This window comes from Delftia sp. NA_296.1 (assembly GCF_052692095.1).
Map to the genome: position 1 here is coordinate 20,187 of NZ_JBQZGF010000002.1, position 20,909 is coordinate 41,095.

Sequence of the window (20,909 nt, forward strand, 5' to 3'; positions counted from 1 at the left end):
TTTGAGGAACACCATGTCCGCACTGCCGCCCCTGGAACTCAAGAACGCCCATGCCTGCTTCGGCGGCGCACAGCGTTTCTACGAGCATTTCTCCGCCGAGATCGGCCTGAACATGAAGTTTTCGGTCTTCCTGCCGCCCAAGGCCGTGGCCGGCGAGAAGGTGCCTGCCGTGCTCTACCTGGCCGGGCTGACCTGCACCGAAGAGACCTTCATGACCAAGGCCGGCGCCCAGCGCCTGGCCGCCGAGCTGGGCATTGCGCTGATCGCGCCCGACACCAGCCCGCGCGGCGCAGGCCTGCCCGGCGAGGCCGATGCCTGGGACTTCGGCGTGGGCGCGGGCTTCTACCTGGACGCCACCACCAAGCCCTGGGCACTGCACTGGCGCATGGAAAGCTATCTGCTGGGCGAGCTGCTGCCGTTGATCGCCGCACGCCTGCCCATTGACGCGCAGCGGCTGGGCATCTTCGGCCACTCCATGGGTGGCCACGGCGCGCTCACGCTGGCGCTGCGCCATCCGGGCCGCTTCAAGAGCCTGTCGGCCTTCGCACCCATCGCCAACCCCGTCAACTGCCCCTGGGGCCAGAAAGCCTTCTCAGGCTATCTGGGCGATGACCGCAAGGCCTGGGAAGCGCATGACGCCAGTTGCCTGATGGCCGCGCAGACCCAGGCGCCCTACCCGGCCGGCATCCTCGTGGACCAGGGCCTGGCCGACAAGTTCCTGATCGAAAAGCAGCTGCTGCCCGAAGCCTTCGAGGCTGCCTGCGCCCAGGCCGGCCAGCCGCTGACGCTGCGCCGCCACGGCGGCTACGACCACGGCTACTACTTCATCCAGAGCTTCATTGATGACCATCTGCGCCATCATGCAGAGCAGTTGAGTACCCCCTGAGGCGCTTCGCGCCTTCCCCCTCTCTCGCTTCGCGGGAGGGGGACGACGCCATCGCCGCGAGGCGGCTCTTGCTCGGCGTCCCTGTTTTTTTGGCCGCGCCAGTTTCAAAGGGTGATGAGCCCAACAGGTGCAGGGCAGATTGCCTCAACCTGGCCTATGGCCAGCGCGCATGTCCTGCGCAATACGCTCCAGCACCTGGGGCAGGTCCTTGACGCTGGCGATCACGTGGTGGGCGCCGGCTGCGCGCAGCTTGGCCTCGGCGCGGGCCACGCGCTCGCGCACTTCTTCGGTGGGGGCGGCGGCCAGTTCGGCGGGGGAGTAGCCGACTTCGTTGCCGGACAGGGTCAGGCCCACGGTCCACATGCCGGCGTTGCGGCCTTCCTCGATGCCGGGCACGGTGTCGTCCACCTTCACGCAGGCACGCACGTCGCCGATGCCCAGCGCCAGCACATTGGCCAGCGCCATGAAGGGGCCGGGGCGGCCGCCTGCGGCCATTTCATCGCCGGCCACCACATGGTCGGGAGCCAGGCCGTTGGCCGCTGCCTGGGGCAGCAGCTGGTTCAGGACTTCACGCGGATAGCCCGAGCACGAGCCCACCTTCAGGCCCTGCGCGCGCAGCCAGCCCAGCAGCTCGGGTGCCCCTTCGATGGGTGCCGAGAACTCACCGACCTTGGCGATCTGCATGGGCATGAAGCGGGCGTAGATGGCATCCACGTCGGCGTCGCCAGGCTGCTGGCCGAAGGCCTTGTGCCATTGCGCGCGGATGCCTTCGTCCTGCAGCAACTCGTGGATGTGCTGCCACTTGGACAGGCCCATGGGGCCGCGCGCCTGGGCCAGGGTGATGGTGATGCCGAAGCTGGCAAAGGCCTCGACAAAGATCTGCGTGGGCGCCAGCGAGCCGAAATCGACCAGGGTGCCGGCCCAGTCGAAGATGACGGCCTGCAGCGGCGACAGATCGGCGGCGGCGGCGGTGGAGACGGTGGTGTGGTTCATGGTGCTTTTTGACTAGGAAAGAGGTTCAAACAGAAGAGGGCCGCACGCGCCTGTTCATTCCAGCGTGCGGATGAAATTGCGCCCGCGCGGGCCGGATGCGGCCGACTGCAGCAGCTGCTGCCACTCATCCCCAGGCACGCCGTAGTGGGCGGGATCGGTGGCCACGCCCAGGCCTTCGAGGAAGTTGCGCAGGCGCTGCACGGCCAGCTCGCCCGTGGCGGCATCGAAGACGGACAGCAGGGCCGCGTCGGCCTCGTCGTCGGCGCCCAGGGCCATCTCCAGCACCAGCGGCAGGCTGAACGAGCAGGCAATGCCGTGGGCCACGCCATGGCGCAGCGTGATGTCGTAGGACAGCGAATGCGCCAGCGCCGTGCGGGTGTTGGAGAAGGCCAGGCCGGCCATCAGGGCGGCCTCGGCCATGCGGCTTCGCAGCGGCAGGCTGCCCAGGTCCTGCATCAGCGCGGGCAGCGTGGCCAGGGTGCGGCGCGCGGCGCCCACGGCCAAGGTGGTGGAGACGGGATTGCGGTGCCGGTTCCAGATGGACTCCAGCGCATGCGACAGCGCATCCAGCCCCGATGCCAGCGTGGCGCCGGCCGGCAGGCTTTGCATGAGCTGCGCGTCGATGATGGCCGCCTCGGGCCAGGTCCAGTGCTGGTGCAGCGAGTGCTTGCGGCCAGCGGCCTGGTCCCAGATCGTGGCCCAGGGCGTGACCTCGCTGCCCGTGCCGGCCGTGGTGGGAATGGCGATCAACGCCTTGTGGCCTGCGGCCGGCAGGGCCAGCCCCTGCTCCAGGGCCTGCAGCAGCTCGCCGAAACGCCGCGTGGGCGTGGCGCACATCAGCGCCTTGGCCGAGTCGATGGCGCTGCCGCCGCCCAGGGCCACGATGCACGGGACCTCGGCGTATTCGCGGTGCACGCGGTCATACAGCGGGGCCAGCCACTGCACATCGGGATTGGGCGCAATGCCGTCCACCACGCCGCGCAGCTGGCTGCCCAGCCGTTGGCGCAGCTGCTGCACCAGGCCCAGGGATTCGGCCTCGGGAAACGTCACCAGCAGGCAGTCGCGCCCGGCCAGCAGCTCGGGCAGGCGGTCCAGGCGGCCGGGGCCGGCATGGATGGCAACGGGGTTGTGATAGGTCCACACAAATCGGTCCTTTGAATGAAACGGGGGCGCCGAAAAAAGCGCTGCCCTCAATGGCGGGTGCCCTGCTGGATGCGGCTGCGCAGCCAGTGGGAGACGAGATCGGCGGCGATCACCATCACGGTGATGACCACGATGCAAGTGGCCGTCTCCTGGTAGCGGAACAGCTTGAGGCTGCCGACCAGCTCGAACCCCAGCCCGCCCGCGCCCACCATGCCCAGCACCGTGGCCGAGCGCAGGTTGACCTCGAAGCGGTAGAGCACGACCGCGATCCAGGCCGTGATGGCCTGCGGTATCACGCCGAAGACGATGAGCTGCAATTGCGTGGCGCCTGCGCTGCGCAGGGCCTGCAGCGGGCCGTCGTCGATCTCTTCGATGCTCTCGGCGAAGAACTTGCCCAGCATGCCCATGCCATGCAGGGCCAGAGCCAGCACGCCGGGAAACGGCCCCAGGCCCACGGCCGAGACAAAGACCAGCGCCAGGATCAGCTCGTTGATGCTGCGCACCACGTTCAGGAACTGCCGCGTGATGCGCCGCAGCCAGTGCCAGCCATGCAGGTTGCTGGCCGCGATGAAGGACAGCGGCAGCGCCAGCACCACGGACAGCAGCGTGCCCCAGATGGCGATCTGCACCGTCTCCAGCGCGGGCGCCATCAGGCGCGGCAGCATGCTCCAGTCCGGCGGCACGGAGCGCGCCACGAAATCCGCGATCTGGGGCATGCCTGCCGCCAGTTCGCCCCAGCTCATCTGCGCGCCGCCCGCGCTCCAGTGCAGCACCCAGGCGATGGCCAGGGCCGCAGCCGCATAGCCTGTCCAGCCCAGGGCGCCGTGGGGGCGCGGCGCCGTCCATTGCCAGCGGTCGCGCGGCTCAGGGCTCCAGGAATTGGCGCTGGTCATCACAGTCCTCCTGCGGGCGCGCTGGCCCGCATCCACGAGGCAGGCACCGGCGCCTGCGCATGCAGGCCGGCAGGCACTATGGCCGCCGTGCCCGGTGGTGTGTCCGGTTCTGCGCCCTGCCCTGCAGTGGGCTGCGCATGGTAGATGGCCTGCAGCGCGGCCTCGTCCAGCGCCTGCGGCGATCCGTCAAAGACCATGCGGCCCTGGGCCAGGCCCAGCACACGGTCGCCGAACTCCCGCGCGTAGTCCACCTGGTGCAGGTTGCAGACCACGGCAATGCCCAGCTCGCGCGTGGCATCGCGCAGGTACTGCAGCACGCTGCGCGCGGTCTTGGGGTCCAGGCTGGCCACGGGCTCGTCGGCCAGGATGACCTGGGGCTGCTGGGCCAGCGCGCGGGCAATGCCCACGCGCTGCATCTGCCCGCCCGACAGCGCCTCGGTGCGCTCCAGCGCCTTGTGGGCCAGGCCCACGCGCTCCAGGCACTGGTCGGCCAGGCGGATATCGCTTTCGCGGAACAGCTGCAGCACCGAGGCCAGGGTGCCGGTCTGGCCCAGGCGCCCGGTCAGCACGTTCTTGCGCACCGACAGGCGCGGCACCAGGTTGTGGTGCTGAAAGACCATGGCCACATGGCGAGCCAGCTCGCGCCGGCTGTGCCTGCCGCCGCCCAGCATCAGGTCCATGCCGCCCACCTCCAGCGTGCCGCTGTCGGCGCGGGCCAGGCCGTTCATGCAGCGCAGCAGCGTGGACTTGCCGGCCCCCGACAGGCCCAGCATGACGACGAACTCGCCGGGCTGCACATCCAGGTCGATGCCATGCAGCACATGGTTGCTGCCATAGCTCTTGCGCAATTGGCGGATGCGGATCATTTCATGCTCCCCAGGTCGAGCTTCAGGGCCTTGGCCGTCTGGCGGACCACGTCATAGGCCTTGTCATCCGTGGCCGCGAAGCCGTCGAGCACGCCCTGGTCGCCCCAGGGCAGGTCCTTGACCTCGGCCAGGGCCGCAGCCACCTTCTGCTTGGTGCCTGCGTCCAGGTTCTTGCGCCAGGTCATGGGCGACTCGGGAATGGGCTGGGAGCGCCAGACGATCTGGAAGTCCTCGCGCTTGACCAGGCCCTTGCTCACGGCCGAGTCGAAGATGCGGTCGGCCACGGCCGCCGCATCCACCTTGCCGTTGGCCACGGCCATGATGCTGGCGTCGTGCGAGCCCGAGAAGATCACGCGCGAAAAGCCCTTGTCGGCATCGAAGCCCTCGGCCATCAACCCGGCCTTGGGAAACAGGTGGCCCGACGCCGATGTCGGGTCCACAAAGGCAAAGCTGCGGCCCTTGAGATCGGCCACGCTGGCGGGGCCCTTGTCCTTGCGGGAGATCACCATGCTGTGGTACGCGCTCTTGCCCGTCTTCTTGGTCACGGCCACGGCAAAGGCCTCGGCGCCTGCCACCTGGCTGGCCAGCACGTACGAGAACGGGCCGAGGAAGGCGATGTCGATCTTGTTGGAGCGCAGCGCCTCGATCACGCCGTTGTAGTCATTGGCCACGAAGGGCCGCACCTTCATGCCGGTGCGGGTGGCCAGCTGGTCCATGACCTGCTGGCTGGCGCGGATCATGGCCTGCGCGTCCTCCGAGGGGATCAGGCCCACGCGCAGCTCGGCGCTCTGGGCAAAGGCGGCAGTGGTAGCGGTGGTAGCGGTGGAGGCGGTGGCGGCCAGGGCCAGCACGGCTGCGGCATGGCGCAGCCAGGTCTTGCGGTTCATCTTCATGAGAGCGTTCCTTTGCATCAGGTCAGGCACATCGGCAGATCGGTGGATCCGTGAATCGCCGGCCAAATCGCCAGGCGGGTGGGGATGGCTGAATGCTAGGAGCGACATATTTCTGCCATGTGAAAGTTTCAGAATCGGTTTTGACAGCATCCATAGACAAAACCTTGAGATACCGACTTTCGTGAGCAACGCCCGCTACCGCGCCTTCATCGCCGTCGCCCACCACGGCAGCCTCAGCGCTGCCGCCCGCGCACTGGGCGTGAGCCAGCCCACCATCTCCACCCAGATCGCCACGCTGGAGCGCCAAAGCCAGATCGAGCTGTTCCACCGCCGCGGCTACCGCATGACGCTCACGGGCGCAGGCGCCAGACTGCTGCCCATGGCGCAGAAAATCATGGCACTGGAGGCCGAGGCCGAGTTCTTCCTGCGCGACTCGGGGCAGTTGCACCAGGGCGAGCTCAAGATCGGCGCCGTGGGGCCCTTCCATGTGATCGAAATGGTGGCCGCCTACCGCGCACGGCACCCGGGCATGCAGCTGTCCATCCGCATGGGCAACTCGCAGCAGGTGCTGGCCGACCTGGAACGCTACGACACCGACGTGGCCGTGCTCGCCGGCCTCTACGACCGCCCGGAGCTGCTGGCACGCGAGTACGCGCGCCACGCCATCGTGCTGTTCGCCCATGTCGCCCATCCCTTCGCGCGGCGCAGCGAAATCGCGCTGTCCGAACTGCAGGGCCAGCCTTTGCTGCTGCGCGAGCACGGCTCGACCACGCGCACCGCGCTGGAATCGGTGCTGCAGGCCGCCGGCGTGCAGCCGCGCACCGAACTGGAGATCGGCAGCCGCGAAGCCATACGCGAAGCCGTGGCGCGCGGCCTGGGACTGGGCGCCGTGTCCGAAGCCGAATTCATCCCCGACCCGCGCTTTCGCCCGCTGCGCATCGCGGGGGACCCGGCCAGCACCACCACCTATGTCTACTGCATGCGCGAGCGCAGCGACAGCCTGCTGGTGAGGTCTTTTCTGGAGGCGATTTGAGGGCCGCGCCGGGCCACCTCGGCAACCCGCCTCAGCCCTCCACCCTGATTCCGCGCGCCTGGATCAGCCGGGCCCACTTCGCCCGTTCATCGCGCATGAAGGCGTCAAAGCGCTGCGGCGTCCCCCCTCCATCCTCTGCGCCGAACTCTTCGAGCTTGGCCACCACATCGGGCATGGCCAGGATGCGGTTGACGTCCGCATTGATGCGGGCCACCAGATCGGCAGGCATTCTTGCGGGGCCCACCAGGCCGAACCAGATGCTCGCGTTGAACCCGGAATAGCCCTGCTCCGCCACGGTGGGAATCTCCGCGAAGGCCTTGGCGCGCTTCACACCCGTCTGAGCCACGGCATGGACTTTTCCGCCCTTGATGAAGGGCGCTGCCGTGGTCATCCCCTCGAACGCATAGTCGATCTGGCCGCCCAGCAGATCCGTCATCACGTTCGACGCGCCCTTGTACGGGATATGGAGCGCGGACACCGCCGCAGTCTGCTCGAACAGCGCCAGCGCAAGGTGCTGGGCCGACCCCGTGCCCGAGGAGCCGAAGCTGACCTCCCCCGGCTTTTGCTTCAATGCGGCCAGCAGGCCCTGCATGGTGGCGGAAGCCTTGGGGCTGGCAACCAGGACCTGCGGGGTCTGGCCCACCAGGGCGATGGCGGAGAAGTCCCGCTCCGGCGAGAAGCCGAGCCTGGGGTTGAGCGCAGGGGCAATGCCCAGGGCATTGATGTGGCCCATCATGAGCGTCTGCCCATCGGGCGCGGCCCTGGCGGCCTCGGCAGCGGCGATCAGCCCCGCCGCCCCTGGCCGGTTCTCGACGATGACGGGAATGGCCCACAGCTGGTTGAGCCGGTTGGCGATGATCCGCGCCAGGATGTCCGTGCCGCCGCCTGCCGAGAAGCCGACGAGGATTTTGACCGGGCCCGCTGGCGGCCTGGCCTGTGCAAAGCCCGGATGGGCATGCAGGGCGGCGGCTGCGGCGGCCGAGGTCAGGAACTGTCTGCGTTGCATGGCTTGTCTCCTTGGATGATGGGCTGGCGGCGGTCTTACGCCACCGAGGTCCAGCGGCCGAACCGGGACACCTGCGCCTCGTCGAAACTGAAGCCGAGCCCCGGCGTCTGGTGCAGCACGACACGGCCCTTTTCCTGCGCCAGCTGGCGGTCCAGCAGGCGGCGGAAGTTCAGCACCTGGTCATCCCAGAAGAACTCGACATAGCGCGCATTGGGGGTCGCGGCCACCAGCGGCGCGTGCACATCGTGGAACCAGTGCGGACACATCTGCAGCCCACAGCCCGCCGCCATGGCGGCAATGCGCTTCCACTCGGTAATGCCCCCGCAGACTGCGGCGTCGGTCTGCAGGATGGATGCGGCGCCCATGTCGAGCAGATGCTTGTGGTACCAGCGGCCATAGCCGATTTCCGCGGTGGCCACGGGAATTCGGGTGAGCTTTGCCAGGCGGGCGTGGCTTTCGACATCGTCGGGGCTGAACGGCTCCTCGATGAAATAGGGGTCGTATGCCTCCATGCGGCGCAGGTACTGCATGGCCTGCACGGTGTCCACCCAGCCGTTGTTGCAGTCCAGCATGAGCTCCACGTCCGGGCCGATGGCTTCGCGCGCCGCCTTCACGCGCGACTCCTCGCCCTGGGGCGACCAGCGGCCGGTCTTCATCTTCACGGCCTGAAAGCCCAGTTCGACATAGCCGGCCATCTCCTCGCCGACATGGCCGGCGGTCTTGCCGTCCACGTAGTAGCCGCCGCTGGCATAGGCCGGCACCGTGTCCAGCTCCACCGCGCCCAGGTACTTGTGCAAAGGCAGCTGGGCGGTTCGGGCATTGAGGTCCCACAGCGCAATGTCGAGTGCGCTCAGTGCCCGCATCACGGTGCCCATGCGGCCTTGCAGCAGCGCCTCCTGGTACATCTCCTTCCACAGCCCTTCGACGGCCAGGGACTCGCGGCCCAGCAGCACAGGACCGAGCAGCTGCTCGACCGCGACGCGGAACAGCTCGCCCGCCGCATTGCCGACATAGCAAAAGCCGATGCCTTCGACGCCGTCGCTGCTGCGGACCTTGACCAGCCCGTAGTGGCGGTCGACCACGGTGCGGTTCGACAGATAGGTGACCTTGTCCAGCGGCACGCGGGCAACGCAGACTTCAATGGATTCGATGAGGGGCATGAGCTCTCCTGACATGGTTTGGAAGCGGGAACGAGCGAACTTTGCGCTTCAGGAGATCTGCAACAAAGATGGTGTCCCATGGTTCAGATGACGCAAAATGCGTCGCATGGATTCGCGCTTTCTCCAGAGCTTCATTGCCGTCGTGGACTGCGGCTCGATGGCCGACGCCGCGCGCAGGCTGGACCTGCCGCCCACCACCGTGGCCCAGCAGATGCGTGCGCTGGAGGCCGACGTGGGCTGCGCACTGCTCACGCGGGTGGGCCGGACGGTGCGGCCCACCGTCGTGGGCGCCCGGATCGTGGAGCATGCGCGGGAGGTGCTCAAATCCGTGGAGAACCTGAGGTCGGCCGCCTCGGCCACCGAACTTCCCGCAGGCCCATTGAGGCTGGGGGCAACGCCCACGGCGCTGATGGGCCTGGTGCCCCCGCTGCTGCGCCGGTGGATGAGCTCCCATCCGGCCGTGCGCGTCTACATCGAACCCGGCACTTCCTCACTGCTGCTGGACCAGGTGCAGGCCGGCCATCTGGATGCGGCCATCCTTGTGCACCCGGCCTTCGCCATGCCCAAGACCTGCGAGTGGCGGCTGATGCGCAGCGAGGCGCTGATTCTTCTCGCGCCCCGGGACATGAAGGTGCGCGATCCGCTGCTCACGGCCGCACGCGAGCCCTTCATCCAGTACGACCGCAAGGTGGTGGCAGGAAAAATGGCGGATGAATACCTGCGGGGCCACGGCATCAAGCCAAAGGTCCGCTTCGAGCTGGACGGCATCGAGCAGATCGCACAGCTGGTTGCGGAAGGCTTCGGTGTCTCCATCCTGCCGGACTGGCCCGTGCTGGGACCGCCGGATGCCAGAACGCGCCGATGGCCGCTGCCCCCTCCGAGCCCGTCCCGCGAAGTGGGCATGGTGTGGCTGCGCTCTTCGGTGCGCTCCCCGCTGGCGGCCGCCTTGTCCGAGCTGATCGATTCCCGCTAGCGGACCATGCCCTGACCTGTGTCTGGCACGCAGGCTCTCAGAACAGGCTGCGTTGCGGCAGCAAAAGCGACGGGTGGTAGAGGCTGCAATCGAGCCGCAGCGGCTCGCGGTTGAACCCATGCCGACGGCAGGCCAGGGCAAAGCGCTGGCGCAGCAGCTCGGCCCAGTGGCCGGTACCTTTCATGCGCTGGCCGAACTCGGCGTTGTACACGCGGCCGGCCTCGCGCTGCTCGCCCTGGATGCCATGCAGGTCGCGCACGCGCTCCATCACGCGGCGGGCGCGGTCGGGGTAGTGCACCTGCAGCCATTGCTCGAACAGCGGCGCCACTTCCCAGGGCAGGCGCAGCACGGCATAGAAGGCGTGGCGCGCGCCTGCGTCGGCGGCCGCCTCCAGCACCTTCTCCAGGTCTTCGTTGATGAAGGGAATCTGCGGTGCCAGGCTCACGCCCACGGGCACGCCCGCCTCGGTCAGCGCGCGGATGCTGCGCAGCCGGCGGTGCGGCGCGGCGGCGCGCGGCTCCAGGTGGCGTGCCAGGTCGGCATCCAGCGTGGTCAGCGTGATGTGCACCGAGGCCAGGCCCTGGCGCGCCAGCGGGGCCAGCAGGTCCAGGTCACGCTCCACCCCGCTGCCCTTGGTGACGATGGAAAACGGGTGGCGCGCCTCGGCCAGCACTTCGATCAGGCGGCGCGTCAGCCCCAGTTCGCGCTCCACGGGCTGGTAGCAGTCGGTGACCGAGCCCAGCATCACGGGCGCGGCCACATGGCTGGCGCGCGACAGCTCGGCGCGCAGCAGCTCGGGCAGGTTCTGCTTGGCGATGAGCCGGGTCTCGAAGTCCAGCCCCGGCGACCAGCCCAGGTAGCTGTGCGTGGGCCGGGCATAGCAATAGATGCAGCCGTGCTCGCACCCCCGGTAGGGATTGAGCCCCATGTGAAACGGCAGGTCGGGCGACTGGTGGCGGCTCAGCGCCGAGCGGGCCTGCTCCCAGCGCAGTTCGGTGCGCAGGGGCGCGGCTTCCTCGCCTTCGGCAGGCGCCTCAAGGCTGCCCCAGCCGTCATCGAAGGCCTCGCGCGGGTCGGTGGTGAAGCGGTGGGCCAGCTGGCTGGCTGCGCCCCGGCCCTTGATGGCGTGCAGGGGAATGAAGGCCGGCTCCGGAGAGAGGTCTGGGTTGGCGCGCATGGGGTTCGCTCCCGCAACGATGAATACTGTACAAACATACAGATCATAGCTGCGCAGCAGCCCGTTATCCAGAACGATGACAATGCCCCTGATCCATGCCATCCAGACCCATGCACCACATCCGCCCTGCCATCGAGAGCGACTTCCCGTCCTTGCTGGCCTGCGATCCATATGCCCGCAGCCATGCTGAACGCCAGGCCTTTCTGCGGGAGAAAACGGCCGCTGGCGCGGTATTGCTGGCCGAGCGGGATGGCTACGTGCCGGGTTTTGTCGTGCTGGAGCCCGGATTCTTCGGCCATGGGTTCATCTCCCTCATCGCCGTGGCAGATGCAGCGCGGCGCAGCGGCGTGGCGCTTGCACTGCTGGCGGCGGCCCGGCAGCGCTGCACCACGGACAAGCTCTTTACCTCGACCAATGCATCGAACCTGGCCGCGCAGGCGCTGTTCGCCCAGGCGGGCTTTGTGCCCAGCGGGCGCGTGGACAACCTGGACCCCGGCGACCCCGAGCTGATCTTTTTCAAGGCCCTGGGCAGCACGCGCGCGCAGTAGCGCTCGCAGCAGGCCGCGTCAAGCCCACGCCAATCCGCACCGCACCGTGCGGGTTCGCTTGGCAGAACCCACACGGGCCTGCACAATGGGCCTATCGCACCAACTTGGTGCTTTTCTCTTTTCTGAAGATGCCTTGGCCCGGACAACCGCGTTGCCCGGGCTTTTGTCCGTTTGGGCGCCGCTGCCCTTCACTGCAGCCACGGCGCAAGCACACAAGGGAGCCAACACCATGGAGCGCAAGCCCCACATCATTCTTTCGTCCCTGGACCTGGAGCGCATCGAGGCCCTGCTGGACAAGCAACCCGCCTTCCCCGGCCGCGAGGCGCTCGAGGCCGAGCTGGACCGCGCCGACGTGCTCGAACCCAAGGAAATGCCGCCCAATGTGGTGACCATGAACTCCACCGTGCGCTTCACGCTGCTGGAGTCGGGCAAGTCCAATACGCTGACCCTGGTCTATCCCAAGGAGATGGATGGCAGCTCCGACAAGGTGTCGGTCTTCGCGCCCGTGGGCATTGCCCTGCTGGGCCTGAGCGTGGGCGACCAGTCGCGCATGGCCGGCCCCTCGGGCCAGGTCACCGTGCGCGTGGATGCCATCGAGTTCCAGCCGGAAAGCGCGGGCGAGCTGCACCGTTGAACGCCGACCGGCGTGAAGCGAAAAAGGCAGCCAACCGGCTGCCTTTGTTGTTTGTTGACTGACGCACGGCGCCTCAGCGCAGGCCTGCCAGAAACGCCGCGATCAGGCCGGTGCCCACCAGGCCCGCCTGCCAGCGCAGCGCCATGTGCCAGCTGGGAACGTGGCGCTCCACGCGCTCGTACAGCAGATGGCCGGCCGCAATCGACAGCACAAAGGCCGTGCACATGCCCAGCAGAGCGGCGGGAATGGAATGTGGCCAGAAATGGCTTTCCACGGCATTGACCAGCAGGCAGACCGAGAAGTGCACGAGAAACACCGAGTACGAAATCTTGCCCAGCCGACGCAGCGGCGCCCAGCCTTGCGCCTGCGCAAACGCGGGGCTGCGCATGGCCACGACCAGGGCCAGCGCCGTGGCACCGGCCAGCGCGATGCGGTCGCGCCACTCCAGTGCCAATGCCGCCACGACCAGGGCCACGATCAGCAGGGACCAGCTCCAGGCCGTCGAGGACTTGTCCGCATGCGCGGCCCAGTAGGCCAGCATGCCCAGGCCGTAGGCGCCAAAGAAGTACGGCGCCCACACATCCCATTGCGCATCCAGATTGAAGCCCAGCAGCGAAGCCGCCACGCCGATCACCACCAGCGCCTGCGCCACGCTCAGCGCCCAGGGCCAGCAGCGTGACAGGGCGTCGCCGCCAAAGCGGCGGCGCAGCAAGGCACCGCCCCAGCGCGTGCCGGCCAGCAGCAGCGCCGTCAGCGCAAAAAGCTGGAAGTCGATGGACACATACCAGACGCCCGCAGACAGCGACTCCTCGCCCACGATGTTCTGCAGCAGCAGCGCATGCGCCACCAGTTGCCAGAGATCGGGCTCGCCGGAGACCGAGGCATGGTCGAACCAGGGCCGCACGACCGCCGAGACAACGACGGCCACGACCAGCGCCACCGCATAGGGCACGACCAGGCGCACGAAGCGGCGCCCGATGCGGGACCACGGATCGCTGTGCTGCCCATGGCCTTGGGGCGCCATGCTGGCTGCCGCCAGGTAGCCGCCCAGCACCAGGAAGATCTGCACGGCCATGCGCGCATATTCATAGAGCCAGTCGATGAGTTCCGGCGCGGCCGGATGGGCGATATCGGACATGGGGCCGTAGAAGGCCAGGTGGTGCCAGACGATGGCGGCACAGGCCAGGCCCTTGGTGCAGTCGATCAGCGCACTGCGGCTAGCGTGGGACATGGGGCAATCTGCAATCTGCGAACGGGTCGGTAAGCGGGAGGCGCTGGGCCCGGGCCGCCTGGCCGCAAGCCCGCAAAGGCGCCATTGTGCGCCTTTTGACCGCGTCTTGCAGAAAGCTGACGCACCGCTTTCCAAGCCGCCCAGGACATGCCGGCACGCGAAGGCACAATGCATGCCATGACGCAATCCAAACCTCTTCCGGCGTTGAACCGGCAGTTCGTCTCGCACTTCGGCGAGATGGGCAGCCGCTGGGGCATCAACCGCACGGTAGGCCAGATCTACGCTCTGCTGTTTCTTTCGCCCGAGCCGCTCAATGCCGACCAGATCGCCGAGACGCTGGAGTTCTCGCGCTCCAACGTGAGCATGGGGCTCAAGGAATTGCAGGCGTGGCGCCTGGTGCAATTGCGCCACCAGCCCGGCGACCGGCGCGAGTATTTCGAGGCGCCGCAGGATGTCTGGGAAATCTTCCGCCGCCTGGCCGAGGAACGCCGCCGCCGCGAGATCGAGCCCACCCAGTCCATGCTGCGCGCCGCCATGCTGGAGGAAGTCACCACCGAAGAGGAACGCTACGCCCAGCAGCGCATGCGCGACATGTACGAGCTGATCGACCGGCTCATGAACTGGTTCGACGACGTGCAGCGCCTGTCGCCCGAGACCGCCATGCAGCTCATGGGCATGGGCACGGCCGTGACGCGGCTGCTGGATCTGAAGGACCGCATCACGGGCGGCAAGGGCCGCGCCAAGGCGGACGACACCGACGATTGAACCTGGCAAGCCTGCGTACAAAAATGAGCTCCCGAGGGAGCTCATTGTGTTTACAGCAATGCTTCATTGGCGGTAAGCGCGTGCAAAAACTGGCGTAGCCCAAAGCGAGGGACACCGAGCAAGGGCCGCCCCCGCAGCGAGGGTGTCGTCCCCCTCCCGAAGAGAGAGGGGGAAGGCGCGAAGCGCCTCAGGGGGAGCTTTATTTCTCCCGGGCCAGGAGTTCGCGGCGCGTGGCCTCGTCGTCCATCAGTTCGTACCACATCGCGTTGAGCACCGCGAAGGCGGCCGCCAGCGGCAGGCCGAGCAACCAGGCGAAGTACCACATGGTGTTGTGTCCTTTCTTGACGTTGAATGTCGTTGCTTGATTCGGTGGATCAGTACGAGTGGCCGCGGCCCTCGATGATGGCCATCGGGTCGACCTTGCCGCGCAGCACGCTGTAGACCCAGCTGGTGTAGGCCACGATGAGGGGCACGAAGATCAGCGCGCACACCAGCATGATGAACAGCGTCACATGGCTGGACGAAGAGTCCCAGACCGTGAGGCTGTGCTGCGGGTTCAGCGACGAGGGCAGGATGAACGGGAACATGGACGCCCCCACGCTGGCGATGATGCCCGCAATGCCCAGGCCGCTGGACAGCAGGGCCAGCCACTCGCGGCGCAGCCACAGGCCCAGCGCCGCCAGCAGCGGCATCAGCAGGCCGATGGCCGGCACGGCCCAGAGCACGGGCCGGGCCTGGTAGTTGGCGAACCAGGCGCCCGCCTGCAGCGCAGCCGTCTTGAACAGCGGATTGGACGGTCCGGTGGTGTTGACCTCGCTGGTGATGCGGTAGCCGTTGAGCGCGGCCAGCCACACGCCGGCCGCCGCGAACAGCACCGTGGTGGCGACGGCAGCCACCATGCCGAAGCGGCGCGCGCGCGCGGCCACATCGCCCTCGGTCTTGAACACCAGCCAGGACGCACCATGCATGAGCAGCATGCACAGCGAGACCAGGCCGGCCAGCAGCGCAAACGGGTTGAGCAGGCCGAAGAACGTGCCCTCGTAGTAGATGCGCATGTCGGGCGCCAGGCGGAAGGGCACGCCCTGCAGCACATTGCCAAGGGCCACGCCGAAGATCAGCGCGGGCACCACGCCGGCCATGCACAGCACGGCATCCCAGCGCGCGCGCCAGGCCGGCTCCTCGCGCTTGCTGCGGAACTTGAAGGCCACGGGCCGCAGGATCAGCGCCACCAGGGCCGCGAACATGGCCAGGTAAAAGCCCGAGAACGAGACCGCGTACAGCTGCGGCCAGGCCGCAAAGATGGCACCGCCGCCCAGGATGAGCCAGACCTGGTTGCCTTCCCAGACCGGGCCCAGAGAGTTGATGACGACGCGGCGCTCCACGTCGGTCCTTGCCGCCAGCGGCAGCAGCGCGGCAGCGCCCAGGTCAAAGCCATCGGTGACGGCAAAGGCGATGAGCAGCACGCCCAGCAGGCCCCACCACAGCAGGCGCAGGATGTCGTAGCTGATCAGTTCGTGAAGAATCATGGTGACAATCTCCCTTGGTCATTGCCCGCGGGCGAGTTTTTGCATCAGAGGGAAGTAGGTGGTCAGGTGCGGCGCGCTTTCCTCCTGAGGTCCCTTGCGGATGGCCTTCACCATGAGCTTCATCTCGATGACGAAGAGCACGGAGTAGATGGCGATGAAGCCTGCAATCGTCAGCAGCAGCGTGCCTGCGCCCAGGTTGGAGACGGCCAGCGCCGTGGGCAGCACGCCTTCGATGATCCAGGGCTGGCGGCCCACCTCGGCCACGATCCAGCCGCACTCGGCCGCGATCCAGGGCAAGGGAATGGCGATCACGGCCAGCTTGAGCATCCACGGATGGGCGTCCAGCCTGCGCCGCACCGACAGCCAGAAGAAGGCGGCCGTGAGCGCGATGAAGAACATGCCCAGCCCCACCATGATGCGGAAGGCCCAGAACAGCGGCCCCACGGCCGGCACGGTGTCCCAGGCGGCCTGGGCGATCTGCGCGTCCGTGGCCTGGCGCGGGTCGTCCACGTAGCGCTTGAGCAGCAGCGCGTAGCCCAGTTGCCCGCCCTTGTCCTCGAAGACGGCCTTGGCGTCGGCCGGCACCTGGCCCGTGGGGCCGGCGGCGCGGATGGCCTCCAGCGCGCCATAGGCCTCGATGCCGTTGCGGATGTACTGCTCGGTGCGCTGGACCAGGTCGTTGATGCCGGGGATCTCGGTGGTCAGCGAGCGCGTGCCGATCAGGCCCATGACCCAGGGAATGTGCACGGCATAGTGCGTCTCGCGTGCGGCCTTGTCGGGGAAGCCGAAGGCCGTGAATGCGGCCGGTGCGGGCTCGGTGTCCCACATGGCCTCGATGGCGGCCAGCTTCATCTTCTGGTGCTCCGACGACAGGTAGCCGCTTTCATCGCCCAGCACCACCACCGACAGCGCGGCGGCAAGGCCGAACGAGGTGGCCACCGTCATGGAGCGGCGCGCCAGCTGGATGTGCCGGCCCTTGAGCAGATACCAGGCCGAGACGCCCAGCACGAAGATGGCCGCCGTCACGTAGCCGGCCGAGACCGTGTGCACGAACTTGGCCTGGGCCACGGGGTTGGTCAGCACGGCAAAGAAGTCGGTGACCTCCATGCGCATGGTCTGCGGGTTGAACGCCGCGCCCACGGGGTTTTGCATCCAGCCGTTGGCGATCAGGATCCACAGCGCCGAGAAGTTCGAGCCCAGGGCCACGCACCAGGTGGTCACCAGATGGCCGACCTTGCTCAGGCGATCCCAGCCGAAGAAGAACAGGCCCACGAAGGTGGCCTCCAGGAAGAAGGCCATCAGCCCCTCGATGGCCAGCGGTGCGCCGAAGATGTCGCCCACGTAGTGGCTGTAGTAGCTCCAGTTCATGCCGAACTGGAACTCCATCACGATGCCCGTGGCCACGCCCATGGCGAAGTTGATGCCGAACAACGTGCCCCAGAACTTCGTCATGTCGCGCCAGATGGTGCGGCCCGTCATCACGTAGACGGTCTCCATGATGGCGATGATCACGGCCAGGCCGATGGTCAGCGGCACGAACAGGAAGTGGTAGAGCGCCGTTACCGCGAACTGCAGCCGCGATAGATCGACGATGTCGAGGTCCATGGTGAGATCCTTTCTCTCGGGGTACTTGGTGAAATCCTTGATCAGCCGTCCTGCCGCAGGCGCGCCAGGGCCGCCTCGAACGGCGGTGTGCCGCGCAGCGCCTCGGACACCACGCGGCCCTGCTCCACCCACAGCAGCCGGTCGGCCAGTTGCGCCTCCCGCAGCTTGTGGGTGGCCAGCACCAGGGTGCGGCCCCGGGCTGCACTGTCCAGCCGCACCAGCAGGTCGGCGGCCGTGCGTGCATCCAGGCCTTCGGTCACTTCGTCCAGCAGCCAGCAGCGCGCGGGGCTCAGCAGCAGCCGCGCCAGCGCCAGGCGCCGTGCCTGGCCGCCGGACAGGCCCAGCCCGCCCTCGCCCAGCCGCGTGTCCAGGCCCTGCGCCATGGCGCGCACATCGCCGGCCAGCCCGGCGACTTCCAGCGCCGCCCACAGCGTGTCCTCGGCGGCCTCGGGGCAAGCCAGCAAAAGGTTGTCGCGCAGGCTGTCCTCGAACAGTTCGGTGCGCTGCGTCATCCAGGTGCAGCGCCGGGCACGCACGGCGCCGGCCAGCGGCTGGAGCTCGCCGGCCATCAGGGACAGCAGCGTGGTCTTGCCTGCGCCGCTGGCGCCCAGCAGGGCGACACGCTCGCCTTCGGCGATACGGATGTCCTGGGCCAGCACGGCGGCACGGGGTGCCACGACCTGCTCCAGCTCAACCGCCAAGCCCTGCCTGGGCGCAGCCGGTTCGCAGGCACCTTGCGCAGCGCCGTCGCGCAGGGCAGGCGCCAGCCGGCGCGCGGCCAGCCAGCTGCGGCCGGCCTCCAGCGCGCCACGGCGCAACGCAGCAAAGGGCTCCATGGCCGTCAGCGCCAGCAACAGGGCCAGCGCAGCCACGGGGGCGCCCAGCAGGCCGGCCTCGGCCAGCCAGCCCACGCCCAGCAGCACACCGGCCAGGGCCAGGGCGCCGCACAGGCCTTGCACGAAGGAGGTTCGGGCCTCCAAGCCGTGGAGCTCGGCGTCGGCCTCGGCCACGCGGGCGTCCAGGGCAGCAATGCGTTCGCAATGCGCGGCCAGGGTGCCGGCCATGGCCAGCTCTGCCTGCCCGGCCACCAAGTCGGCCGTGCGGGCGCGCAGGGACTCCAGCGCCAGCGCGCGGCGCACGGCGGGCCGGCGCGCACTGCGCGCCAGCCACAGGGCACTGCCCAGGCCGGTGGCCAGCAGCCACGCAGCCAAGGCCATGCCCAGCCACCAGCGCATCAGGCCCAGCGCCAGGGCGGCCATCAGCGTGGCACCCGTGGCGGCCAGCAAGGGCACGAACAGGCGCAGGTACAGGCTGTCCAGCGCATCCACGTCGGCCGTCAGCCGCTGCAGCAGGCGCGCGGGCCGCAGGCGCAGGCTCAGGGCGGCGGCGGGCGTGGCCCAGCTGCGCAGCAGCCGCTCGCGCAGGGCGGCCAGCACGGCAAGGGTGGCGTCATGGGTGACCAGCCGTTCGGCATAGCGCGTGCCCGTGCGGCCCAGGGCCAGCAGGCGGATGCCGGCCGAGGGCATGAAGACGTCGAAAACGATGGCCGTGGCCGGCAGCAGCCCGGCCAGCGCCGTGGCCGTGATGAACCAGCCCGACAGGCCCAGCAACGCCATGCCCATGAGCACCGTGAGCAGGGCCAGCAGCGCGCCGCCCAGCCACAGGCGGCGGGGTGCCATGCGCGCCAGGGCGGCAAGCACGGGCCGGAGGGTGGAGCGGGGCTTCATGCGGCCAGCTCCTGCGGGGCGGCATGGCCCGCCAGCTCCACCACGCGGTGCATGGCGGCCGCCAGTTCGGCATCGTGGGTGGCGACGATCAGCGTGCGCCCGCGTGCCAGCTGCAGCAGGGCATCGGTGACCTGGGCGGCCGTGGCCGGGTCCAGGTGGGCCGTGGGTTCATCGACCAGCAGCAGGCCAGCATCGCGCGACAAGGCCAGGCGTGCCAGTGCCAGGCGCACGATTTCGCCGCCCGACAGGCCGGCTCCGCCCTCGCCCAGCGTGGCGCCGGGCCGGGTCTCGGCCAGCTTGCCCAGCCCGGCCAGCCGCAGGGCCTGGCGCAGTTCGCCGAAGGTGAATCCCGGGCGGCCCAGCCGGAGGTTTTCGGCCACCGAGCCGGCGAACACATGGGGGCTCTGCCCCATCCAGGCCATGCGCGCGCGCAGCCGGCCGGCCGATTCGCCGTCGAGCAGCTGGCCGTCGATATGGATGCGCCCAGGCTCGGCCACCGGCAGCAGGCCTGCAATCTGCGCCAGCAGCAGCGACTTGCCGCTGCCGCTGGGGCTCCACAGCGCCACATGCTCGCCAGGCCGCACGTCCACCGTGAGCGCCGGCAGCGTGACCGCGCCGCCTGGCGCCTGGGGCCGCACCTGCTCCAGGTGCAGGGCGCAGGCCTGGCCGGCAGCCCTGCCGGGCGCAGCCAATGCGCCGGGCAGCGGCTGCGCATCGCGGCCCAGATCGCCCAGGGCCTGCAGTGCGGCCTCGCCGCTGGCGCGGTCGTGCCAGACGGCAGACAGCTCACGCAGGGGATCGAAGAAGCTGGGCGCCAGCAGCAGCACGAACAGCGCCTGGCCCAGGCTCAGTGTCTGGCCCCAGCTGCCAAAGGGCAGATGGCCCAGCAGGTGAAAGCCCACGTACACGGCCACCATGGCCACGCCCAGGGCCGAGAACAGCTCCAGCACCGCAGAGGACAGAAAGGCGAGGCGCAGCACGCGCATGCTGCGTTCGCGCAGGGATTCGGCATTGGCGCGCAGCCGCTGCGCCGTGGCATCCACCGCGCCCAGGGCGCGCAGGGTGGACAGGCCGCGCAGCCGGTCGAGCAGGAAGGCGTTCATGCCGCCCAGCTCCAGCATCTGCGCCTGGCTGGCCGCCTTGGCGCGCCAGCCGACGATGGCCATGAACAGCGGGATCAGCGGTGCGGCCACCACCAGGATCAGCGCCACCACCCAGCTCTGGCTGGCCACGGCCAGCGCAATCACCAGCGGCACGGTGCGCACGCGCCACATGGCGGTCTGGTAGCGCGACAGCCAGGGCACGATGGCCTCGGCCTGCTCGGCCATGGCGCTGGCCGCCTGGCCCGAGGCCGCGCGCTGGCGGTCCAGCGGCGAGGTGCCCGCCAGCGTGCGCAGCACCTGCGCGCGCAGCGCACTCACCAGGCTGCGCGCCTGCAGGTTGGCGCGGCGTGTGCCGCTGGCATCGCACCAGGCGCGCAACCCGCCCAGCAGTGCCACGCCGGCCGCAAGCTGCCACAGTGGCCACAGTGGCCACAGTGGCCACAGAGGCTCCCTGCCCGCGCCGTCGGCCATGGACTGCACGGCCAGCGCCAGCAGCGCCGCCTGGGGCAGCCACAGCAGCGAGGCCAGCACCAGGCGCCCCGTACCCGCCATCGGACGACGCGCCAGTTGGTGGAACTCAGGCAATGACGGGGTACAAGGTTTGTTCATTTATTCTGTAATTTCAGTATTTACTGAAATTACGCAAAGAATTCTAAACAAACTTGCTCCAGGCAAGTCGCTCGTAGGGGGAAGCCGAGTGAAGCAGTCAAGCGTGCGCAAGGGGTTTTGCGCAAACAACTTCGAGAA

The 20,909-nt window shown here is 68.6% G+C and carries 20 protein-coding genes; 6 read left to right on the forward strand and 14 right to left on the reverse strand.

Annotation, left to right across the window (positions count from 1 at the left end):
* Nucleotides 1-13: 13 nt before the first annotated feature.
* On the forward strand, nt 14-886 hold the full coding sequence (gene fghA, locus ACUTR7_RS04585; RefSeq protein WP_013803440.1) for an S-formylglutathione hydrolase: 873 nt from the start codon (nt 14-16) through the stop codon (nt 884-886).
* 144 nt (nt 887-1,030) lie between these two features.
* Here fghA and phnX read toward each other — a convergent pair whose 3' ends face one another.
* The 5 genes from phnX to phnD are packed head-to-tail and all read right to left on the reverse strand — an operon-like array spanning nt 1,031 to nt 5,674.
* The gene (gene phnX / locus ACUTR7_RS04590; RefSeq protein WP_445608250.1) at nt 1,031-1,879 is read right to left on the reverse strand and encodes a phosphonoacetaldehyde hydrolase; all 849 of its coding nucleotides are present in this window, start codon (nt 1,877-1,879) and stop codon (nt 1,031-1,033) included.
* Between the two features lie 54 nt (nt 1,880-1,933).
* Nucleotides 1,934-3,022, reverse strand: coding sequence for an iron-containing alcohol dehydrogenase PsrA (gene psrA, locus ACUTR7_RS04595; protein WP_313238335.1), 1,089 nt, complete (start codon nt 3,020-3,022; stop codon nt 1,934-1,936).
* A 47-nt stretch (nt 3,023-3,069) separates the two neighbouring features.
* Nucleotides 3,070-3,915: a phosphonate ABC transporter, permease protein PhnE gene (gene phnE, locus ACUTR7_RS04600; protein WP_017406123.1), complete on the reverse strand. Its 846-nt coding sequence runs from the start codon at nt 3,913-3,915 to the stop codon at nt 3,070-3,072.
* The gene (phnC, locus tag ACUTR7_RS04605; RefSeq protein ID WP_445608251.1) at nt 3,915-4,781 is read right to left on the reverse strand and encodes a phosphonate ABC transporter ATP-binding protein; all 867 of its coding nucleotides are present in this window, start codon (nt 4,779-4,781) and stop codon (nt 3,915-3,917) included. The genes phnE and phnC overlap by 1 nt, the downstream gene beginning before the upstream one ends.
* Complete coding sequence (gene phnD / locus ACUTR7_RS04610) at nt 4,778-5,674, reverse strand: phosphonate ABC transporter substrate-binding protein (RefSeq protein ID WP_445608252.1); 897 nt, start codon at nt 5,672-5,674, stop codon at nt 4,778-4,780. Before phnD ends, phnC begins: the two co-directional genes overlap by 4 nt.
* 181 nt (nt 5,675-5,855) lie before the next feature.
* On the opposite strand from phnD, the gene ACUTR7_RS04615 reads away from it, so the two are divergent.
* Entirely contained in the window at nt 5,856-6,707 is an 852-nt protein-coding gene (locus ACUTR7_RS04615; protein ID WP_043823861.1) for a LysR substrate-binding domain-containing protein, read from the forward strand.
* A 31-nt stretch (nt 6,708-6,738) separates the two neighbouring features.
* Here ACUTR7_RS04615 and ACUTR7_RS04620 read toward each other — a convergent pair whose 3' ends face one another.
* Both ACUTR7_RS04620 and ACUTR7_RS04625 read right to left on the reverse strand, forming a co-directional pair.
* Nucleotides 6,739-7,713, reverse strand: a complete 975-nt coding sequence (locus tag ACUTR7_RS04620; protein WP_013803447.1) for a Bug family tripartite tricarboxylate transporter substrate binding protein — start codon at nt 7,711-7,713, stop codon at nt 6,739-6,741.
* A gap of 35 nt (nt 7,714-7,748) precedes the next feature.
* Nucleotides 7,749-8,873 (reverse strand): mandelate racemase/muconate lactonizing enzyme family protein, encoded by a 1,125-nt coding sequence (locus ACUTR7_RS04625; protein WP_445608253.1) that lies wholly within the window; start codon nt 8,871-8,873, stop codon nt 7,749-7,751.
* A gap of 106 nt (nt 8,874-8,979) precedes the next feature.
* On the opposite strand from ACUTR7_RS04625, the gene ACUTR7_RS04630 reads away from it, so the two are divergent.
* Nucleotides 8,980-9,846 (forward strand): LysR family transcriptional regulator, encoded by an 867-nt coding sequence (locus tag ACUTR7_RS04630; RefSeq protein ID WP_310637513.1) that lies wholly within the window; start codon nt 8,980-8,982, stop codon nt 9,844-9,846.
* A gap of 37 nt (nt 9,847-9,883) precedes the next feature.
* Here the strand turns inward: ACUTR7_RS04630 and ACUTR7_RS04635 are convergent, their stop codons facing one another.
* Nucleotides 9,884-11,023 carry a PA0069 family radical SAM protein gene (locus ACUTR7_RS04635; protein WP_445608254.1) on the reverse strand — a complete coding sequence of 380 codons (1,140 nt, stop codon included), beginning with the start codon at nt 11,021-11,023 and terminating at the stop codon, nt 9,884-9,886.
* 95 nt (nt 11,024-11,118) lie between these two features.
* Here ACUTR7_RS04635 and ACUTR7_RS04640 point away from each other — a divergent pair, with 95 nt between their 5' ends.
* Both ACUTR7_RS04640 and rnk read left to right on the forward strand, forming a co-directional pair.
* Nucleotides 11,119-11,571 carry a GNAT family N-acetyltransferase gene (locus tag ACUTR7_RS04640; protein ID WP_445608255.1) on the forward strand — a complete coding sequence of 151 codons (453 nt, stop codon included), beginning with the start codon at nt 11,119-11,121 and terminating at the stop codon, nt 11,569-11,571.
* Between the two features lie 229 nt (nt 11,572-11,800).
* Nucleotides 11,801-12,205 (forward strand): nucleoside diphosphate kinase regulator, encoded by a 405-nt coding sequence (gene rnk, locus ACUTR7_RS04645; protein WP_012204322.1) that lies wholly within the window; start codon nt 11,801-11,803, stop codon nt 12,203-12,205.
* A gap of 73 nt (nt 12,206-12,278) precedes the next feature.
* Here the strand turns inward: rnk and ACUTR7_RS04650 are convergent, their stop codons facing one another.
* On the reverse strand, nt 12,279-13,436 hold the full coding sequence (locus tag ACUTR7_RS04650) for an acyltransferase family protein (RefSeq protein WP_445608256.1): 1,158 nt from the start codon (nt 13,434-13,436) through the stop codon (nt 12,279-12,281).
* A 168-nt stretch (nt 13,437-13,604) separates the two neighbouring features.
* Between ACUTR7_RS04650 and ACUTR7_RS04655 the strand changes: the two genes are divergently transcribed.
* Nucleotides 13,605-14,201 (forward strand): GbsR/MarR family transcriptional regulator, encoded by a 597-nt coding sequence (locus tag ACUTR7_RS04655; RefSeq protein WP_012204320.1) that lies wholly within the window; start codon nt 13,605-13,607, stop codon nt 14,199-14,201.
* A 199-nt stretch (nt 14,202-14,400) separates the two neighbouring features.
* Here ACUTR7_RS04655 and cydX read toward each other — a convergent pair whose 3' ends face one another.
* From cydX to cydD, 5 genes are read right to left on the reverse strand one after another with little or no spacing between them, the layout of a single operon-like run.
* Complete coding sequence (gene cydX / locus ACUTR7_RS04660; protein ID WP_012204319.1) at nt 14,401-14,526, reverse strand: cytochrome bd-I oxidase subunit CydX; 126 nt, start codon at nt 14,524-14,526, stop codon at nt 14,401-14,403.
* Nucleotides 14,527-14,575: 49 nt separating this feature from the next.
* Nucleotides 14,576-15,727 (reverse strand): cytochrome d ubiquinol oxidase subunit II, encoded by a 1,152-nt coding sequence (cydB, locus tag ACUTR7_RS04665; protein WP_123692306.1) that lies wholly within the window; start codon nt 15,725-15,727, stop codon nt 14,576-14,578.
* A gap of 18 nt (nt 15,728-15,745) precedes the next feature.
* Complete coding sequence (locus ACUTR7_RS04670) at nt 15,746-17,332, reverse strand: cytochrome ubiquinol oxidase subunit I (RefSeq protein WP_013803454.1); 1,587 nt, start codon at nt 17,330-17,332, stop codon at nt 15,746-15,748.
* 41 nt (nt 17,333-17,373) lie between these two features.
* Nucleotides 17,374-19,059 carry an amino acid ABC transporter ATP-binding/permease protein gene (locus ACUTR7_RS04675; RefSeq protein WP_445608257.1) on the reverse strand — a complete coding sequence of 562 codons (1,686 nt, stop codon included), beginning with the start codon at nt 19,057-19,059 and terminating at the stop codon, nt 17,374-17,376.
* Nucleotides 19,056-20,714: a thiol reductant ABC exporter subunit CydD gene (gene cydD, locus ACUTR7_RS04680; protein WP_445608508.1), complete on the reverse strand. Its 1,659-nt coding sequence runs from the start codon at nt 20,712-20,714 to the stop codon at nt 19,056-19,058. Before cydD ends, ACUTR7_RS04675 begins: the two co-directional genes overlap by 4 nt.
* Between the last annotated feature and the right edge of the window lie 195 nt (nt 20,715-20,909).

Coding starts and splice junctions, on each gene's coding strand:
- fghA (WP_013803440.1), top strand. CDS start 14: ATGTCCGCACTGCCGCCCCTGGAACTCAAGAACGCCCATGCCTGCTTC.
- phnX (WP_445608250.1), bottom strand. CDS start 1,879: ATGAACCACACCACCGTCTCCACCGCCGCCGCCGCCGATCTGTCGCCG.
- phnE (WP_017406123.1), bottom strand. CDS start 3,915: ATGACCAGCGCCAATTCCTGGAGCCCTGAGCCGCGCGACCGCTGGCAA.
- phnC (WP_445608251.1), bottom strand. CDS start 4,781: ATGATCCGCATCCGCCAATTGCGCAAGAGCTATGGCAGCAACCATGTG.
- phnD (WP_445608252.1), bottom strand. CDS start 5,674: ATGAAGATGAACCGCAAGACCTGGCTGCGCCATGCCGCAGCCGTGCTG.
- ACUTR7_RS04620 (WP_013803447.1), bottom strand. CDS start 7,713: ATGCAACGCAGACAGTTCCTGACCTCGGCCGCCGCAGCCGCCGCCCTG.
- ACUTR7_RS04625 (WP_445608253.1), bottom strand. CDS start 8,873: ATGCCCCTCATCGAATCCATTGAAGTCTGCGTTGCCCGCGTGCCGCTG.
- ACUTR7_RS04630 (WP_310637513.1), top strand. CDS start 8,980: ATGGATTCGCGCTTTCTCCAGAGCTTCATTGCCGTCGTGGACTGCGGC.
- ACUTR7_RS04635 (WP_445608254.1), bottom strand. CDS start 11,023: ATGCGCGCCAACCCAGACCTCTCTCCGGAGCCGGCCTTCATTCCCCTG.
- ACUTR7_RS04640 (WP_445608255.1), top strand. CDS start 11,119: ATGCCATCCAGACCCATGCACCACATCCGCCCTGCCATCGAGAGCGAC.
- rnk (WP_012204322.1), top strand. CDS start 11,801: ATGGAGCGCAAGCCCCACATCATTCTTTCGTCCCTGGACCTGGAGCGC.
- ACUTR7_RS04650 (WP_445608256.1), bottom strand. CDS start 13,436: ATGTCCCACGCTAGCCGCAGTGCGCTGATCGACTGCACCAAGGGCCTG.
- ACUTR7_RS04655 (WP_012204320.1), top strand. CDS start 13,605: ATGCATGCCATGACGCAATCCAAACCTCTTCCGGCGTTGAACCGGCAG.
- cydX (WP_012204319.1), bottom strand. CDS start 14,526: ATGTGGTACTTCGCCTGGTTGCTCGGCCTGCCGCTGGCGGCCGCCTTC.
- cydB (WP_123692306.1), bottom strand. CDS start 15,727: ATGATTCTTCACGAACTGATCAGCTACGACATCCTGCGCCTGCTGTGG.
- ACUTR7_RS04670 (WP_013803454.1), bottom strand. CDS start 17,332: ATGGACCTCGACATCGTCGATCTATCGCGGCTGCAGTTCGCGGTAACG.
- ACUTR7_RS04675 (WP_445608257.1), bottom strand. CDS start 19,059: ATGAAGCCCCGCTCCACCCTCCGGCCCGTGCTTGCCGCCCTGGCGCGC.
- cydD (WP_445608508.1), bottom strand. CDS start 20,714: ATGGCGGGTACGGGGCGCCTGGTGCTGGCCTCGCTGCTGTGGCTGCCC.